Below are 16,389 nucleotides of genomic sequence, written 5' to 3'. Positions count from 1 at the left end.
GTCGCCGTCACTCGAACAGGCGCTTGTCCTTGGCGTACTCGCGCGCCTGCGGCTTCAGGATCAGGCCGCGCTTGACCAGATCCTGCAGGTGCTGGTCGAGCGTCATCATGCCGACCGCCTGACCCGTCTGGATCGACGAATACATCTGCGCGACCTTGTCCTCGCGGATCAGGTTACGGATGGCGGGTGTGCCCACCATGATTTCCCAGGCCGCCGTACGGCCGCCGCCGACCTTCTTCAGCAGCGCCTGCGAGATCACCGCGCGCAGCGACTCCGACAGCATCGAAGGGACCATCGGCTTTTCGCCAGCCGGGAACACGTCGATGATGCGGTCGATGGTCTTGGCGGCCGAGCTCGTGTGCAACGTGCCGAACACCAGGTGGCCGGTTTCCGCGGCGGTCAGCGCCAGGCGGATGGTCTCGAGGTCGCGAAGCTCGCCGACCAGGATGTAGTCCGGGTCCTCACGCAGCGCCGAACGCAGGGCCTCGTTGAAGCCGTGCGTGTCGCGGTGCACCTCGCGCTGGTTGATCAGGCACTTCTGCGAGGTGTGCACGAACTCGATCGGGTCTTCGACCGACAGCAGGTGCGCATATTCGTTCTTGTTGATGAAGTCGAGCATCGCGGCGAGCGTGGTCGACTTGCCCGAACCGGTCGGGCCGGTCACGAGGATCAGGCCCTGCGGCTGCTGGATCAGCTCGCGGAAGATCGGCGGGCAGTTCAGGTCTTCGAGCGTCAGCACTTCCGACGGAATCGTTCGGAAGACCGCCGCCGCGCCGCGGTTCTGGTTGAACGCGTTCACGCGGAAGCGCGCCAGGCCCGGAATCTCGAACGAGAAGTCGACCTCGAGGAATTCCTCGTAATCGCGCCGCTGCTTGTCCGACATGATGTCGTACACCAGCGCGTGCACCTGCTTGTGCTCGAGCGCCGGAATGTTGATGCGACGGACGTCGCCGTCGACGCGGATCATCGGCGGCAGGCCTGCCGACAGATGAAGGTCCGACGCCTTGTTCTTGACCGAGAACGCCAGAAGCTCGGCGATATCCATGTTTGTCCCCGTGGTGCGATCGAGCCCCGAATCCATGCGGTGTGGCCGCGCGGACCCCCTGAGGGGCAGTATAGGCCCCCGCTCCGCCCCGGCAACGGCCGGTTCCGAGGTCACCGACGTGCTCGCCGACGCCCTCCGCGAGGTCTCCGAGATCCTTTATAGCGCGGCTTCCGCGGCAGGCCAGCCCGCACCCGTGCTGGTCGCCGTATCGAAGCTGCAACCTGCGACTGCGATCGCGGAACTGGCCGCATTGGGTCAGCGGGACTTCGGCGAGAACTACGTCCAGGAAGCCCTGCGCAAGCGACAGGAACTGGACGCCGCCGGCCTCCCCCGACCCAAGGCGTGGCATCTGATCGGCCACCTGCAGAGCAACAAGGCCCGCGAGGCCGCGGCGCTGTTCGACTGGGTGCAGACGGTCGATCGTCCCTCCATCGTCGACGCCCTCGCCCGCCAGCGCCCCGCCGATCGCCCACCGCTGAACGTGCTGCTGCAGGTGAACATCGACGACGAGACCAGCAAGCACGGCTGCCGACCCGACGACGTCCCGGCGCTCGCCGCGGCCGTGGTCGCGCATCCGCAGCTCGCCCTGCGCGGGCTGATGATCATTCCGACGCCGCATCCCGATCCCGAGGCGCGTCGGCCTGCGTTCCGCGCCGCCAAGCGCCTGTTCGACGCCCTGCACGCGGCGCATGGGTCGGTCGATACCCTGTCGATGGGAATGAGCGACGATTTCGCCATCGCGATCGCCGAAGGCGCGACCATGGTGCGCGTCGGCTCCGCCCTGTTCGGCGCGCGTCCTTCCAGGGCCTGATCCATGACGCACAAACTGCATCGCATCGTCGTCGTGTTCTGGAGCGCCATCGCGTTCGGCGCCGTCGGCCTGATCGTGCTGGGCGTGTCGATCGCCACCGCGTCGATCGGTTTCGACCGCTGCGGTCCGAGCGCACTCGATGCGCTCGACATCGCCTGCCGCGCCGGCGTGCGCATGCTGATGGTCGCGTTCGCGATGCTGTCGATCGCACTCGTGCTGGGCGCGATCGCACTGACGATGCTCTGGCGCGAACGCGCGCACCGCCGCCGGCTGCAGAGTGAAGCGCAGTAGACAACCCCGCTATCCTGCGGCCATCCACGAAAGGAGTCGCCGATGACGCACGCGCCCGACACGTCCACCCTCGCCTTCATCGGCGGCGGCAACATGGCGCGCAGCCTGATCGGCGGCCTCGTCGCGCAGGGTCGCGCAGCGTCCACGATCCGCGTCGCCGAGCCGGTCGATGCACTGCGTGACGCCTTGGCGCATGACTTCGGCGTGCAGGTGTTCGCCGATGCCGTGGACGCCGTCGACGGCGCATCGACGTGGCTGCTGGCGGTCAAACCGCAGGTGATGCGCAGCGTCTGCGAATCGCTGGTGGCGGCCGCGTCGAATCCGCTCGTCATCTCCATCGCCGCAGGCATCACCGCGTCGCAGCTCGACCGCTGGCTGGGTGGCGGACGCGCCATCGTGCGTGCGATGCCGAACACGCCGTCGCTCATTGGCCAAGGCGTGACCGGACTGTTCGCCACCCCCGCCGTGTCCGCCACCCAACGCGACACCGCCGCCACGCTGCTGCGCACCGGTGGCCCCACCACGTGGATCGCCGACGAATCGCTGATGGACGCCGTCACCGCCGTCTCCGGCAGTGGGCCCGCCTACGTCTTCCTGCTCGCCGAAGCCATGCGCGCCGCGGCGGAGCGCCAGGGCCTGCCGGCCGACGCGGCCGACCTGCTCGTGCGCCAGACCATCGCCGGCGCGGCCGCAATGCTGGTGCAGGCCGGCGAAGCGCCCGACGTGCTGCGCGCCCGCGTGACGTCGCCCGGTGGTACCACGCAGGCGGCGGTCGAAACCCTGCAGGCGGGCGGCTTCGAAACGCTGCTCGATCGCGCCATCACGCGCGCCACCGAACGCGGCCGTGAACTGTCGGCCGCCAACGACTGAGGAGTCGCCATGCGTCGCATCGCCGCTGTACTCGCCCTCGTCCTGCTCGCTGGCTGCAGCAAGGACACCGCGCCCGTAGCCGCCACCTCGACCACGGCGCCGCAAGAAGCGCAGGTGCGCATCGGCGACGTCGTCGTGCACGCGAGCGTCGTGCAGACGTCGATGCTGGATGCGTCGATCGCGCGCGAATATGGGCTCGAACGCAGCGATCGCACCGCGATGCTGCTGGTCAGCGCGCGCAATCCGAACGGCGATGCGCCGCCCTCCCCGGTGGATATCAGTGCAACCGTCACGCCGGCCAACGGCGCGCCGCAGCCGATCGCACTGCGAGAGGTGAATGTGGGAGGACTCGTCGACCACGTCGGCACGATCGATATCGCGCCGCCGGAAACGCTGAAGTTCGAGGTGAGGGTGCGCTACGGCAGCGCGACGTCCACCCTGCAGTTCACGCGCGACTTCTTCCCCCGCTGATCAGGCGCGCTTCGCCGCCCACGCGTGCACGATGCGCGCGATCTCGCGCACGCCGTCAGTGAGCGCCGCCGGCCCCGGCTGAAGGATCAGCGGTGATTTGATCTCGTGCAGCTCACCGTCGCGGACGGCGGGCACGCTCTCCCAGCCGGCGCGCGCCACCACGCGGTCCGGTCGGAACTTCTTGCCGCACCACGAGCCGATGATGATGTCCGGCGCGGCGTCGATGATTTCGCGGTGGTCGGCAATGATCCGGTGCTTCGCCAGCGATTCGCGGGACCGCAGCGGCAGCAGCTCGACGCCGCCAGCGATGTCGATGAGCTCCGCCACCCAGCGGATGCCGGTGATCACCGGCTCGTCCCATTCCTCGAAATACACCTTCGGTCGCACGGGCAGCGCACGGCCTGCAGCGCGGATCGCGTCGAGGTCGCGCGCCAGCGTGTCCGCGTAGGCGTTTGCGCGGTCGGGCACACCCACCAATGCACCGAGGCGACGGATGTAGTCGAGGATGCCGTCGACGCTGCGATGGTTGCTGATCCACACCTCGACGCCACGACGGATCAGCTCCGCGGCGATGTCGGCCTGGATGTCGGAAAAGCCGATGACGAAATCCGGCGCGAGCTTGAGGATCTCGTCGATCTTCGCGCTGGTGAATGCGCTGACCTTCGGCTTTTCCTTGCGCGCCTTCGCCGGCCGCACGGTGAAGCCGCTGATGCCGACGATGCGGTCGTCCTCGCCCAGCGCGTACAGCGTCTCCGTCGGCTCCTCGGTGAGGCAGACGATGCGCTGCGGGCCGATGCGCGTCGTCACGGATAGAGCATCCGCTTGCTCCAGTCTCCCGCGGCGTCGCGCTCGTAGAACCAGCGCTCGTGCAGGCGGTACTCGGCGCCATACCAGAACTCGATGCGCCGCGGCTTCACGCGGAAGCCGGTCCAGCGCGGCGGACGCGGCACGTCGCGATCGGCGAACTCGCGCTCGGCCTGCTGCAGGCGCGATTCGAACGCGGCGACCGACTCCAGCGTTTCCGACTGCAGCGATGCCCACGCGCCGAGCTGGCTCCCGCGCGGTCGCGAGGCGAAATACACATCCGCTTCCGCATCGCTGACCGCCTGCACGTCGCCTTCGATGCGCACCTGCACGCCGTTGCGCACACGCGGCCAGTGGAACAGCAGCGCCGCCTGCGGGTTCGCCTGCAGCTCGCGGCCCTTGCGGCCGTCCATATGCGTGTAGAACACGAAGCCGCGCGCGTCGTGCGCCTTCAGCAGCACCATCCGCGCTGACGGCCGCGCATCCAGCGTGGCGGTCGCGAGCGCCATCGCGGTCGGATCGGGCTCGCCCGCTTCGCCGGCCTGTGCGAACAGACGGTCGAAGGTGGCGAGGGCTTCGGCGAGCAGGGCGGGCGTGTCCATCGCGCTATTGTGCGGCGATGCCCGAGGCGCTGCACGTGCACGGCCCCGATCCCGCGTTCGTCGTGCGGGTACTCGACGTCGCCATCGTCGCCGGCCGCATCTTCGCGATCGGCGGCGCACAGGGCTGCGGCAAGTCGACGCTGGCCGCGCGCATGGTCGGGCTGGCGCGGGAACGCGGCGTTCGCGCGATCACGCTTTCGCTCGATGACGTCTATCTCGATCGCCCGCAACGCCTCGCCCTCGCCCGCGACGTACACCCGCTGCTCGCCACCCGCGGGCCGCCCGGCACACACGACATCGCGCTGATGAGCGACGTACTCGACGCACTGCGCGATGGCCGCCGCGCACGCCTGCCACGCTTCGACAAGCTCACCGATCGCCGCCTGCCCGAACGCGACTGGCCGCGCGTCGACCGCTGCGACCTCACCATCGTCGAAGGCTGGTGCCTCGATATCCCGGCCGAATCGCCCGATGCACTTGTCACACCGATGAACACGGTGGAGCGTGACGAGGACATCGACGGCACCTGGCGACGCTATTGCAACGACGCGTTGGCGCGCGATTACCCGGCGCTGTGGTCGCGGCTGCCGCACCTCCTCTACCTCGAGCCGCCGAGCTTCGAGGTGGTGCCTGCATGGCGCTGGGAGCAGGAGCAGGCCGCCCGCGCATCGCGGCCGACAGCGCCCGGCATGAGCCGCGCGGACATCGATCGCTTCGTGCAGCTGTTCGAACGCGTGACCCGTCGCGGGATGGCCACCCTGCCCGCGATCGCGCGACACGTGGTTCATCTCGATGGCATGCGCACGCCTCATCCGGACGACATGGCGCGTCTGGCCCCTACAATCGGCGGATGAACCGTTCGCGCAACTGGGTGCTGGTCGGGCCGACCGGCGCAGGCAAATCGACCGTCGGCGCGCTGTTCGCGGCGCGCCGCGAGCTGCGGTTCGTGGACCTCGATGCACACATCGAAGCGCAGTCGGGGCGGCGTGTTGCGGAGATCTTCGCGCAGGACGGCGAGGCGGCGTTTCGTGCGTTGGAATCGAAAGCGCTCGCGTCGGCACTCGCCGAGGACGGCGTCGTCATCGCCACCGGCGGCGGCATCGTGCTCGATGCGGACAACCGTCGCCGCATGCGCGAATCCGCCGTCGTTGCGCATCTGCATGCGGCCATCACCACGCAGCTTGATCGCCTGCGCGATGCAACGGACCGTCCCTTGCTCGCGCGGCCGGATCGCACCGAGGTGCTGGAGTCGATGGCGGCGCAGCGCACGCCGCTGTACGCGGAGGTCGCGCACGTTCGCCTCGACACGACCGGGCGCGATGCGCACGACGTCGCCGACGCCCTGCATGCACTGGCGCTCGCGGACGATAGGCCCACGGCGACCCGACACCTCGACGTCGAAAGCCCGCGCGGCACGTATCCCATTCGCATCGGCGCCGGCCTGATCGCAGATGGCGACGCGCTGGCGGCCGCCCTGCGCGGTCGCCACGTGTTGATCGTCACCGATGCGAACGTCGCCGCACTCCACCTGCCCGTCCTCGACGCCACGCTGCGGCGCTGCAAGCCCGACGCGCGTATCGCGACGCTGGTGTTGCCGCCGGGCGAGGAAGAAAAAACGCTCGATCACTGGCGCGACGCGATCGACGCGCTCGCAGATCTTGGCGCGACGAGGGACGCCACCGTCGTCGCGCTCGGCGGCGGCGTGATCGGCGATCTCGCCGGCTTCGCAGCCGCCTGCTGGATGCGCGGCGTCGATGTCGTGCAGGTGCCGAGCACGCTGCTTGCGATGGTGGATTCGTCGGTCGGCGGCAAGACGGCGGTCGACCTGCCGGCGGGCAAGAACCTCGTTGGCGCGTTCCATCCGCCGACGGCGGTGATCGCCGACACGTCGACGCTCGCCACGCTGCCGCCGCGCGAACTTCGCGCGGGGCTCGCCGAGGTCGTGAAGTACGGCGCGATCTTCGACGCCGATTTCCTCGACTGGATCGAGTCGCATGTCGATGCGCTGCTGGCGGGCGAGCCCGACGTGATCGCCGAGGCGGTGGAACGCTCGTGCCGCTACAAGGCCGACGTCGTCGCGCGCGATCCGTTCGAGCGCGGTGATCGGGCGCTGCTCAATTTCGGCCACACCTTCGGCCACGCCATCGAGACCGAACAGGGCTACACCGGTGCGAGCGGCGGGCTGGTGCACGGCGAGGCGGTGGCGGTCGGCATGGTACTGGCGGCGCGGCTGTCGACGGCGCTGGGCCGCGCGCCGGGCGCCGATGCAGACCGGCTCGAGCGCCTGCTGACCGCGCTCGACCTGCCCATCCGCATTCCCGCGGGGCTCGAGCCGGCCGCGCTGCTGAAGCGCATGCGCCTGGACAAGAAGGCGGACGCCGCCGGCCTGCGCTTCATCCTGTGGGACGGCGCCGGCCAAGGCCGCATCGTGCGCGATGTGCCGGAATCGCGAGTGCTCGAGGTTCTCGCCGCGGGCTGAGCAAGCGGGTTCGCCGACCTCGGCGCGGTGAAGCCCACGCGTGGGAAGGGCCGGCGAGCGGCTCCTGCAGCGCGCGGCGGCGCGTCCGGCCGGGGTTGCAGCCGAATATCGACGTGGCGCGGCTACAATTCCGCGGATGCGATTGCTCCTGCAACAACGCCCGGAAGGCCGCGAGGCGCCGCGCTTCGTCCAGCTCATGCTCCAGCCCGACCTGCTCGGCGGGTGGACGCTTGTGCGCGAAACCGGCCAGATCGGCGGGAAAAGCACGGTGCGTCGCGAGCAGTTCCTCGACCAGCCTTCCGCCGTCGCGGCGCTCGAAAGCGCGCGCGACGCGCAGCTCAAGCGCGGCTTCCAGGTGATGTTCGCGGAGGGCGCCGCTCCGCGCTGATGGCCTGCCCATAAGGCAGTCCATGCGGAGCGGCGCGACCAGGCACGTATGCGCGGGCCAGGCGATCCGAAGCGGAACGTCTTCGCCAGGCGCGGCAGCGAGCCGCATCACAAGACAACATCGTCGAGTCGCGTCACCGGTCCAAGCACCACGCCCGCCCGCTAATCCACTCATCGAAGCGACGTCCCATGTCCTACGCCCCGCTCCAGAACGATCGCTTCCTGCGCGCGCTTCGCCGCGAACCCGTCGATCGCACGCCCGTGTGGCTGATGCGCCAGGCCGGCCGCTACCTGCCGGAGTACCGTGCGACGCGCGCGCGCGCCGGCAGCTTCCTCGGCATGGCGAAGAATCCGGAGATCGCCTGCGAGGTGACGATCCAGCCGCTCGAGCGCTTCCCGCTCGACGCCGCCATCCTGTTCTCCGACATCCTCACCGTGCCCGACGCGATGGGCCTCGGCCTGTATTTCGTCGAAGGTGAAGGTCCCAAGTTCGAGCGTCCGGTCCGCACCGCGGCGGAGATCGACAAGCTCGCCGTGCCCGACGTCGGCAGCGAGCTGCGCTACGTCACCGATGCGGTGTCCCTGATCCGTCGCGAACTCGACGGCCGCGTTCCGCTGATCGGTTTTTCCGGCAGCCCGTGGACGCTCGCCTGCTACATGGTCGAGGGCGGCGGGAGCAAGGACTTCGCGCGCGTGAAGTCGCTCGCGCTGAACGATCCGAAGGCTATGCATCGCCTGCTCGACGTCACCACCGACGCCGTCATCGCCTATCTCGATGCACAGCGCATCGCCGGCGCACAGGCGATGCAGGTGTTCGACACCTGGGGCGGCGTGCTGTCGCCGGCCATGTACCGCGAGTTCTCGCTGCGCTACCTCGAACGCATCGCCGCCGAGCTGCCGCGTGGCGAAGGCGCCGACGCCGCGCCGCTGATCCTGTTCGGCAAGGGCAACGGTGCCTACGTCGAAGATCTCGCGGCGACGGGCGCCGAAGGCGTTGGCGTGGACTGGACGATCGACCTCGGCGACGCCGCACGCCGCACCGGTGGACGTGTCGCGCTGCAGGGCAACCTCGATCCGGTGACCCTGTACGCCTCGCCGGAGGCGATTCGCACGGAAGTCGGCCGTGCACTCGATACCTATCGCGACGGCAACGGCGGTTCGCGTGAGGGCCACGTCTTCAATCTCGGCCACGGCATGTCGCCGGACATGAATCCCGAGCATGTCGCCGTGCTCGTCGATGCGGTGCACACGCTCAGCGCACGCTGAGCCTCGCGGGGCGACGCGGTCTCCGCGTCAGCCCGGTTCGCCGACGGCGCACATGCGCGCCAGCATTGCGCCCAGCTGCGCGCCGGTCACCGGCTTGCGCATGAACCCGTCGAAGCCCGCGTCGCGGGCACGCGGTTCGGATTCCGCATCTGCACGCGCAGTCACCGCCACCAGCGGTGACGTGAAGCCGTGCGCGCGCAGCTGGCGTGCGAGCGCGAAGCCGTCCAGCCCCGGCAGGTCGAGGTCGAGCAGGCCGATGTCGAACTCCGCGACGCGCGCCTCCGTGAGCGCGGCGAGCCCATGCGGCACGTGCAGCACACGATGGCCCTGCGCGCGCAACAGACCGCACATCACTTCGGCGACGGTGGGGTCATCCTCGACCAGAAGGATGGACAGCGCGCGTTGCGGCACGGTGGTCGCCGCGTCGTCGAGTTGCGCGTCCGCAAGCGTGGCGACAGGCAGCGGAAGGTCGACGTGGAAGGTCGATCCCTCGCCCAAGATGCTTTCGAGGCCGATGCGGCCACCCATGGCCTCCGCCAGTTCGGTGCTGATCGCCAGCCCGAGGCCGCTTCCGCCGTAACGCGCTGCTGTGCGTGGGCCGTCGGCCTGTTCGAAACGCCGGAACAGCTTCGCGCGCTGCTCCGGCGACAGCCCCGGACCGGTGTCGATCACGCTGAAGCGCACGCCGCCGTCGATGCGCTCCGCGCGCAATGTCACGCCGCCGCGCTCGGTGAACTTTTCCGCGTTGCCGAGCAGGTTGAGCAGGATCTGGCGAATGCGGCTGCAATCACCTTCGACACCGCGCGGGACGCCCGGCGCGATATCGAGCGTGAAGGTGCGGCCGCGGCGACGCACGAGCGGGCCGGTCAGCGACGCCACTTCGTGCAACAGGCGGTGCAGGTCGAACGCCGCGGTGGCAAGTTCGAGACGACCGGACTCGATGCGCGCAAGATCGAGCGCATCGTTGAGCAGCCGCAGCAGATGCTCGCCCGCACCGCGGATGGCGCCGACGTAGCCGCGCTGCTGCGCGTCCAGCGGCGTGTCGAGAAGAAGTTCGGTCATGCCGAGCACGCCCGTCATCGGCGTGCGCACCTCATGGCCGAACGTGGCGAGGAAACGCGTCTTGGCGGTCGACGATTCTTCGGCGAGCAAGCGCTCGTGTTCGACGCGTTCCAGTGCATGGCGGCGACGCAGGCGACCGCGATAGGCGATCGCCGCCGCCACGATGGTCAGGAGCGCGAGCATGGCGAACGCCGCACGTGCCCACCAGGTCTGCCACCACGGCGGCCGCACGACGAACATGATGTCGCGCGGCGCCGACCAGATCTGATCGGCCGTGCGCGCGAAGATGCGCAGGCGGTAGTCGCCGGGCGGGAGTTGCGAGAAAACGCGCTCGCCGTTCGCGCCGGCGTCCACCCAACCCCGGTCGAAGCCGAACAACCGGAAGCGGTATTCGTTCGCACCGGTGTTGTTGAAGGCCATCAGGCGCGCACGCACGCGGAGGTCGCGGTCGTCGTGCGCCACGACGATGCGCTTCGAGGGATCCAGCGCGACGCGCGCACCGCCGTGGTTCACGTCCACTGCCTCCAGCTGCAGGCGCGGCGCACGTGCTTCCGGTCGGACGACGGCCGGATCGAAGACCACCAGCCCTTCCGGCGATCCGATCAGAACGCGGCCGTCGCTGTCGCGCGCGACGGGTGGACGCGCAAATTCCTGACTCGGCAGTCCGTCATGCACCCCGTAGATGCGGCTGCTGCGCGCGACCGGGTCGACACGCACGAGTCCGCGCACCGTCGTCACCCATGCATGCCCGGCACGATCGACCAGCAGGCCGCTCGATGCGACGCGCGGAAATCCCGATTCGATGCCGAACTGGTCGACGCGCTGCAATCGCGCGCCGCTGATCCGATAACGCTCGACCACGCCGAAGCGCGCAAGCCAGACCTGGCCCGCCGCGTCGAAGGCAATGCCCTGCACGGCGCCCGTATCGACACCGGCGATCGGCACCGCACGCGACGTCGCCATGTCGATCGCGTAGAGGCCGGCCGACGTCGCTGCCCAGACCGCGCCAGCCGGCGCCAACGCAAGGCCGCTGACGGTCGCGCCGCGCGGCAGTCCGTGACCGTCGCCGGGCAGGAGCGTCACTCGGACGCGGCCATCGGGCATACGCGCCTGCACGCCGCCCTCGCCGCCCGTCCAGACCAGGCCGTGCCTGTCCTGCACGAGCGACGGCGATTCGCCCGAAAGCGCACCGTCGTGCATACCCGCGGCCCAGCGCTGGATGCGGTGCGTCGCGACGTCGATGCGCGCGATGCCGTCGAAATACGTCACCCAGACCGCGCCGTCGCGATCCTCGAGCACGCCGTCGAGGATGACGCCTTGCGCAACGTCGTCGAAGGCGTGACGGACCGCGCCGGTTTCGCTGTCGAAACGGTCGAGCACGCCACCACTGCCGACCAGCCACATCGAACCGTCCCGCGCGGACGCGATGCCGCGCACCTGCGCATTCGCAAGCGAGGCCGGGTCGTCGAGACGACGCGCGAGCACCGAGAACTGGCGCCAGCGCGGCGGCAGGTACCACAGGCCATTCGTGCTGCTGGCGAACCACAGGCCGCCTTCGTGATCCTCGCGGGCGTCGACCCATGCTGGCCGCACGATCCCCTGCGACGCCGTGCTGTACAGGGGCACGGACGCGACCACGCCATCGCCTTCGACGCCGAGGCCCTGCGGGATGTCGAACCAGTGCGTGCCCGCGCGATCGCGAAGCAGCATCTGCAGCAGCTGGCCACCGTTCGATGTCCACGTCGGCGCACGTACGTGGCCTTGGGCGTCGCGCTCGACGAGTCCACGCGACGTGCCGATCCACAGCGCGCCATTCGCGTCAGTCGTAATGCCGTTCACCGAGGCCGACGGCAGGCGTGACGCGTCGTCGCGGATGAAGTCCTGACCGGACCAATGTGCGACACCGCCAGCCGTCGCGATCCACAAGGTGCCGTCATGCGTCACCAGCAGGCGGCGGATGTCGGGCGCCGGCAGACTCCGCACATCACCCGGCACCGGCATGAACCGCTCCACACGCCCACCGCGCAGGCGATGCAGGCCCGCATCCGCCGTGCCGAACCACAGGCTGCCATCGCGCGTGGACGCGATCGACCACACCTCGACACCGCCCACGTTCGGCGTCGCCCGGTCATACCAGGTGAAGTGCTCGCGCGCGGCGTCGAGCACAGCGAGCCCGGCCGTGCGCGTGCCGATCCAGACGCGATCGCCCGCGTCGACGTGCACCGTCCACACGAAGTTGTCGTGCAGGCCCTGCTCCACGCGCCAGATGCGGAAGCCGACGCCGTCGAAGCGGGCCAGGCCGTCGCTGGTCGCGATCCACAGGTAGCCGGAGCGATCCTGCGCGATGCCGTTGATGCGGTTCGACGGCAGGCCGTCCGCCACCGTGTATTGCCGCGGTCGCGGCGTCTCGGGCAGGCCCGCGCGCACAACGCCCGCCCACGTCGCGCTCGCGACGAACAGGCCCACGGCCACCGCCTTCCACACCCTGTGCATCCTGCATCCCCCCGGCGTTTCCGGCCGTAAGGCTCCACGATCACGCCGCAGCGGGCAACCGGCGTGGAACATCCCGTTGCGCGGGCTTCCACGGCCGCTCACGAAGCCGTGCCTAGAATCCGTCGCACACGTCGAGGTCCACCATGCTCCGTCGCCTGCTGCCCACGCTGCTGCTCGTCCCGGCCTTCGCGTCGGCGGAGCAGTTCGCGATCGATCCGGTGCACACGCGGGTGATGGTGGCGGCCTCGCACGCGGGCTTCTCGCAGGCGATCGGCGCCGTGTCGGGCTCCAGCGGTCGTGTCGACTTCGACGACGGCTGGGCGAATGCGAAGGTCGACGTCACCCTGCCGATGCAGAAACTCGACTTCGGCGATGCCGGCTGGAATCGCGCGGTGCAGAACTTGCTCGCCACCGACCGCTTCGCCGACGCGCACTTCGTCTCCGATCGCGTCACGCCGCGTGATGCGAACCATGCCGAGATCTGCGGAACGCTTACGCTGCACGGCGTGTCCAAGCCACTGTGCATGGACGCCACGCTCAATGCGCTCAAGCGTCATCCGATGCCGCCGTTCCGTCGCACCGCCGGCTTTTCGGCAACGGCGAAACTGGATCGCTTCGACTACGGCATCGACGACTGGCCGTCGGTGATCGGTCGCGACGTCGAACTGCGCATCGAGATCGAAGCCAGTCGCGGCATCGGCGCACCGAAGCCCGACGTGCCCGCGCCATCCAACGAACCCACCGAGACGCCCACGCCATGAGTCGAACGCCATCGCTGCTGCCGGAACGCTGGGGCCCGATCAGCCAGCTGTTCCACTGGGTCTGCGCCGCGCTGATCATCGCGCTGGGCACGATCGGGCTGTACATGACCGAGCTGACCAGCCCGGTCGCCAAGATCCGCATCTATGCACTGCACAAGTCGCTGGGGCTCACGCTGCTCGCGCTCGTGCTGTTGCGATTGCTGTGGCGCTGGACGCACGCGGTGCCCGGCCCGGTGCCCGGCATGTCGAAGCGGCTGAAGCTCGCGGCCGACGGCATGCACGGATTTCTCTACATCATGATGATCGTGATGCCGCTCACCGGCTGGCTGATCAACTCCACCGCCGGCTATCCGCTGCAGTGGTTCAAGCTCGTCAACCTGCCGGCGATCGCTGCTAAGAACGAGCAGCTCAACGGCATCGCGAAGGAACTGCACGAGACCGGCTTTTGGGTGCTCGTCGTACTCGTCGTCGGTCACGTCGGCGCTGCCCTCTACCACCACGTCTTCCTCGCCGACGGCACGCTGCACCGCATGTTGCCGTGGCGTCGTCGCCAGCCCCCGCCGGAGTCCATGCCGTGATCCGCCTCGCCCCGCTCGTCCTTGCGCTCGCCGCACTGCCCGCCTTCGCTGCCGACTACGTGCAAGCCGCAGGTTCAACACTCACCTTCGCCGCCAAGTACCAGGGCGACGTGTTCACCGGTCGTTTTCCGCAGTTCACCACGCGCATGAGTTTCGACCCGGCCGCGCTCGCCACGTCGAAGCTGGACGTGGCGATCCCGCTCGGGGCTGCAGCCACCGGCGACAAGGAGCGCGACGAGAACCTGCGTGGCGGCGACTTCTTCAACGTCGCGAAATTCCCGCAGGCACGTTACGTGGCGACGAAATTCCGTGCGCTCGGCGGGAATCGCTATGCCGCCGACGGCCAGCTCACGCTGCACGGGGTGTCCAAGCCGGTCACGCTGACGTTCACGTGGACCCCCGGCGCCGCGCCGGTGCTCACCGGCCAGGCGACGGTGAAGCGTCTCGACTTCGGCGTGGGCAGCGGCGACTGGGCCGACACCAGCATCATTCCGAACGAGGTCGCGGTGAGCACGAAGGTCGTATTCGCGGCCGCGTCGACGAAAGGTGCTGCGGCAAAATAAGCGCACCCCACGCCAGCACGGATGCTGAGAATGACCATGATCGATCGCGACGCCCGACGTCGCCATCGCCAGGCGCGCCTGTTCCTTCGGCTGTTGCTCATCGGCAGCGTCGTGCTTCTGATCTATGCCGCGATGTCGGTGGGCAACGTCGACGCCGGGGCACCCGCACGCGCAAGCCGCTGAACCGCCCCGACCTCAGCCTGTCAGCAGCATCTGCACGCGCGTGGCGTCGAATGGCCACTCGAGCTCGACGCCCGACGCCGCGTCACGCAGGACCGGCACGCGAATGCCGTAGGCCGCCTCGAGTACCTCGTCGTCGTCGATGAACACCGACTCGAAGTCCGGCAGGCGGGCGTCGGCGAGCACCTCCAGCGCGAGATCGCAGAGGTGGCAGTCGTCGCGCTGGAAAAGGATGAACCGGCTCATGCGAATGCGCTGCAGTACGGAAAAGCGGGGGGCGGTACGGACGTAGAATAGCGGCCTTCTTTCGCGCTTCGTTGGAGCCGCGGTGGCCGTCAGCACCTTCGACCTGTTCAAGATCGGCATCGGGCCGAGCTCCTCGCACACGGTGGGCCCGATGCGCGCCGCCGCGCGCTTCGTCGAACGCTGGCTCGTCGAGAACAACGAACTCGCGCGCACCGCACGCGTCCGCGCCGAGGTGTTCGGCTCGCTGGCGCTCACCGGCCGCGGCCACGGCACCGACAAGGCAGTGCTGATGGGGCTGGAGGGCCATTGGCCCAACCAGATCGACCCCGACATCATTCCGCCGGCACTGGAACGCATCCGCGCGACCAAGCGCATCCGCCTGCACGGCGAGCACGAGATCGGCTTCGACGAGAAGCACGACCTCATCATGAACAAGCGCCAGAAACTGCCGTTCCACACGAACGGGATGCGTTTCACCGCGTACGACGCGAACGGCGAGGTGATCGCGACGCGCGACTACTACTCCGTCGGCGGCGGCTTCGTCGTCAACCAGGACGAAGCCGCGGAAGACCGCATCGTCGCCGATGAAACCGAGCTGCCCCATCACTTCTCCACGGGCGACGAGATGCTCGCCCAGTGCGAGCGCAGCGGCCTCTCGATCGCGCAGCTGATGTTCGCGAACGAACAGGTATGGCGGTCGCCGAGCGAGATCGAAGCGGGCCTCGACGAGATCTGGAACGCAATGCAGAGCTGCGTGACGCGCGGCATCCGCGAAAGCGGCACGCTGCCGGGCGGACTGCATGTCGCGCGTCGCGCGCCGGCTTTGCATGCGGAGCTGTCGGGTAAGCCCGAGGCCGCGATGCGCGATCCGCTGACGACGCTCGACTGGGTGAACCTCTACGCGCTCGCCGTGAACGAGGAGAACGCCGCCGGTGGTCGCGTCGTCACCGCGCCCACCAATGGCGCGGCCGGCATCATCCCGTCGGTACTGCATTACTACGACCGCTTCATCCCCGGCGCGAACATCGCCGGCGTGCGCACCTTCCTGCTGACGGCCGCGGCGGTCGGCATCCTCTACAAGGAGAACGCGTCGATCTCGGGTGCGGAAGTCGGTTGCCAGGGCGAGGTCGGCGTCGCCTGTTCGATGGCCGCGGCCGGCCTCACCGCCGCGATCGGCGGCACGCCCGGTCAGATCGAGAACGCCGCCGAGATCGGCATGGAGCACAACCTCGGCCTCACCTGCGACCCGATCGGCGGCCTGGTGCAGATCCCCTGCATCGAGCGCAACGCGATGGGCGCGGTGAAGGCGATCAACGCCAGCCGCATGGCCATGCGCGGCGACGGCAAGCACAAGGTGTCGCTCGACAAGGTCATCAAGACCATGCGCGACACCGGCCGCGACATGCAGGACAAGTACAAGGAAACGAGCCGTGGCGGCCTTGCGGTGAATGTGATCGAGTGCTGAAAACGCACCGATCGC

Annotated in this window: 18 protein-coding genes and 1 pseudogene; 14 read left to right on the top strand and 5 right to left on the bottom strand. The window is 69.1% G+C overall.

Translation table 11 applies throughout. The features are described 5' to 3' along the window. Positions 1-7: 7 nt before the first annotated feature. Complete coding sequence (locus tag DWG18_RS03120; RefSeq protein WP_115645320.1) at positions 8-1,045, bottom strand: type IV pilus twitching motility protein PilT; 1,038 nt, start codon at positions 1,043-1,045, stop codon at positions 8-10. Here DWG18_RS03120 and DWG18_RS03115 point away from each other — a divergent pair. Genes DWG18_RS03115 through DWG18_RS03100 form a run of 4 tightly spaced genes read left to right on the top strand, consistent with a single transcriptional unit; the run spans position 1,011 to position 3,488 of the window. After that, the gene (locus DWG18_RS03115; RefSeq protein WP_240318587.1) at positions 1,011-1,856 is read left to right on the top strand and encodes a YggS family pyridoxal phosphate-dependent enzyme; all 846 of its coding nucleotides are present in this window, start codon (positions 1,011-1,013) and stop codon (positions 1,854-1,856) included. The two genes, DWG18_RS03120 and DWG18_RS03115, sit on opposite strands and share 35 nt — an antisense overlap. A gap of 3 nt (positions 1,857-1,859) precedes the next feature. Next, a complete protein-coding gene (locus DWG18_RS03110) occupies positions 1,860-2,147 on the top strand; it encodes a hypothetical protein (RefSeq protein ID WP_115645316.1) in 288 nt (95 codons plus the stop codon). Positions 2,148-2,189: 42 nt separating this feature from the next. Next, a complete protein-coding gene (gene proC / locus DWG18_RS03105) occupies positions 2,190-3,017 on the top strand; it encodes a pyrroline-5-carboxylate reductase (RefSeq protein ID WP_115645314.1) in 828 nt (275 codons plus the stop codon). 9 nt (positions 3,018-3,026) lie between these two features. After that, positions 3,027-3,488, top strand: a complete 462-nt coding sequence (locus tag DWG18_RS03100) for a DUF4426 domain-containing protein (protein WP_115645312.1) — start codon at positions 3,027-3,029, stop codon at positions 3,486-3,488. Here the strand turns inward: DWG18_RS03100 and DWG18_RS03095 are convergent, their stop codons facing one another. After that, positions 3,489-4,283, bottom strand: a complete 795-nt coding sequence (locus DWG18_RS03095; RefSeq protein WP_115648005.1) for an ABC transporter substrate-binding protein — start codon at positions 4,281-4,283, stop codon at positions 3,489-3,491. 8 nt (positions 4,284-4,291) lie between these two features. After that, positions 4,292-4,894: a pyridoxamine 5'-phosphate oxidase gene (gene pdxH / locus DWG18_RS03090; RefSeq protein ID WP_115645310.1), complete on the bottom strand. Its 603-nt coding sequence runs from the start codon at positions 4,892-4,894 to the stop codon at positions 4,292-4,294. 17 nt (positions 4,895-4,911) lie between these two features. On the opposite strand from pdxH, the gene DWG18_RS03085 reads away from it, so the two are divergent. From DWG18_RS03085 to hemE, 5 genes and pseudogenes are all read left to right on the top strand, one after another. Further along, positions 4,912-5,748 carry a kinase gene (locus DWG18_RS03085; RefSeq protein WP_115645308.1) on the top strand — a complete coding sequence of 279 codons (837 nt, stop codon included), beginning with the start codon at positions 4,912-4,914 and terminating at the stop codon, positions 5,746-5,748. Next, positions 5,745-6,224, top strand: a pseudogene (locus DWG18_RS15460) (shikimate kinase); the annotation flags it as partial. The gene DWG18_RS03085 and the pseudogene DWG18_RS15460, both read left to right, overlap by 4 nt. 12 nt (positions 6,225-6,236) lie before the next feature. After that, on the top strand, positions 6,237-7,373 hold the full coding sequence (gene aroB, locus DWG18_RS03080) for a 3-dehydroquinate synthase (RefSeq protein ID WP_240318629.1): 1,137 nt from the start codon (positions 6,237-6,239) through the stop codon (positions 7,371-7,373). Between the two features lie 136 nt (positions 7,374-7,509). Further along, positions 7,510-7,761, top strand: coding sequence for a WGR domain-containing protein (locus tag DWG18_RS03075; protein ID WP_115645304.1), 252 nt, complete (start codon positions 7,510-7,512; stop codon positions 7,759-7,761). A 188-nt stretch (positions 7,762-7,949) separates the two neighbouring features. Beyond that, the gene (gene hemE / locus DWG18_RS03070) at positions 7,950-9,026 is read left to right on the top strand and encodes a uroporphyrinogen decarboxylase (protein ID WP_115645302.1); all 1,077 of its coding nucleotides are present in this window, start codon (positions 7,950-7,952) and stop codon (positions 9,024-9,026) included. A gap of 27 nt (positions 9,027-9,053) precedes the next feature. On the opposite strand, the gene DWG18_RS03065 is transcribed toward hemE, so the two are convergent. Then, entirely contained in the window at positions 9,054-12,581 is a 3,528-nt protein-coding gene (locus tag DWG18_RS03065; RefSeq protein WP_115645300.1) for a two-component regulator propeller domain-containing protein, read from the bottom strand. Positions 12,582-12,724: 143 nt separating this feature from the next. Between DWG18_RS03065 and DWG18_RS03060 the strand changes: the two genes are divergently transcribed. Genes DWG18_RS03060 through DWG18_RS15200 form a run of 4 tightly spaced genes read left to right on the top strand, consistent with a single transcriptional unit; the run spans position 12,725 to position 14,666 of the window. Next, positions 12,725-13,342, top strand: a complete 618-nt coding sequence (locus DWG18_RS03060; RefSeq protein WP_115645298.1) for a YceI family protein — start codon at positions 12,725-12,727, stop codon at positions 13,340-13,342. Then, the gene (locus DWG18_RS03055) at positions 13,339-13,920 is read left to right on the top strand and encodes a cytochrome b (protein WP_115645296.1); all 582 of its coding nucleotides are present in this window, start codon (positions 13,339-13,341) and stop codon (positions 13,918-13,920) included. The genes DWG18_RS03060 and DWG18_RS03055 overlap by 4 nt, the downstream gene beginning before the upstream one ends. Continuing rightward, entirely contained in the window at positions 13,917-14,483 is a 567-nt protein-coding gene (locus tag DWG18_RS03050) for a YceI family protein (protein ID WP_115645294.1), read from the top strand. Before DWG18_RS03055 ends, DWG18_RS03050 begins: the two co-directional genes overlap by 4 nt. 30 nt (positions 14,484-14,513) lie before the next feature. After that, entirely contained in the window at positions 14,514-14,666 is a 153-nt protein-coding gene (locus DWG18_RS15200) for a hypothetical protein (RefSeq protein ID WP_162823680.1), read from the top strand. Positions 14,667-14,678: 12 nt separating this feature from the next. Here DWG18_RS15200 and DWG18_RS03045 read toward each other — a convergent pair whose 3' ends face one another. Next, entirely contained in the window at positions 14,679-14,909 is a 231-nt protein-coding gene (locus tag DWG18_RS03045; protein WP_115645292.1) for a glutaredoxin family protein, read from the bottom strand. Between the two features lie 82 nt (positions 14,910-14,991). Here DWG18_RS03045 and DWG18_RS03040 point away from each other — a divergent pair, with 82 nt between their 5' ends. Next, positions 14,992-16,374 (top strand): L-serine ammonia-lyase, encoded by a 1,383-nt coding sequence (locus DWG18_RS03040; RefSeq protein WP_115645290.1) that lies wholly within the window; start codon positions 14,992-14,994, stop codon positions 16,372-16,374. The last annotated feature ends 15 nt before the right edge of the window (positions 16,375-16,389 follow it).

The organism is Lysobacter sp. TY2-98 (assembly GCF_003367355.1).
Taxonomy (GTDB): Bacteria; Pseudomonadota; Gammaproteobacteria; order Xanthomonadales; family Xanthomonadaceae; genus Cognatilysobacter.
Note: the sequence above shows the minus strand (reverse complement) of the source record. Positions and strands in the feature narration are given on the sequence as shown.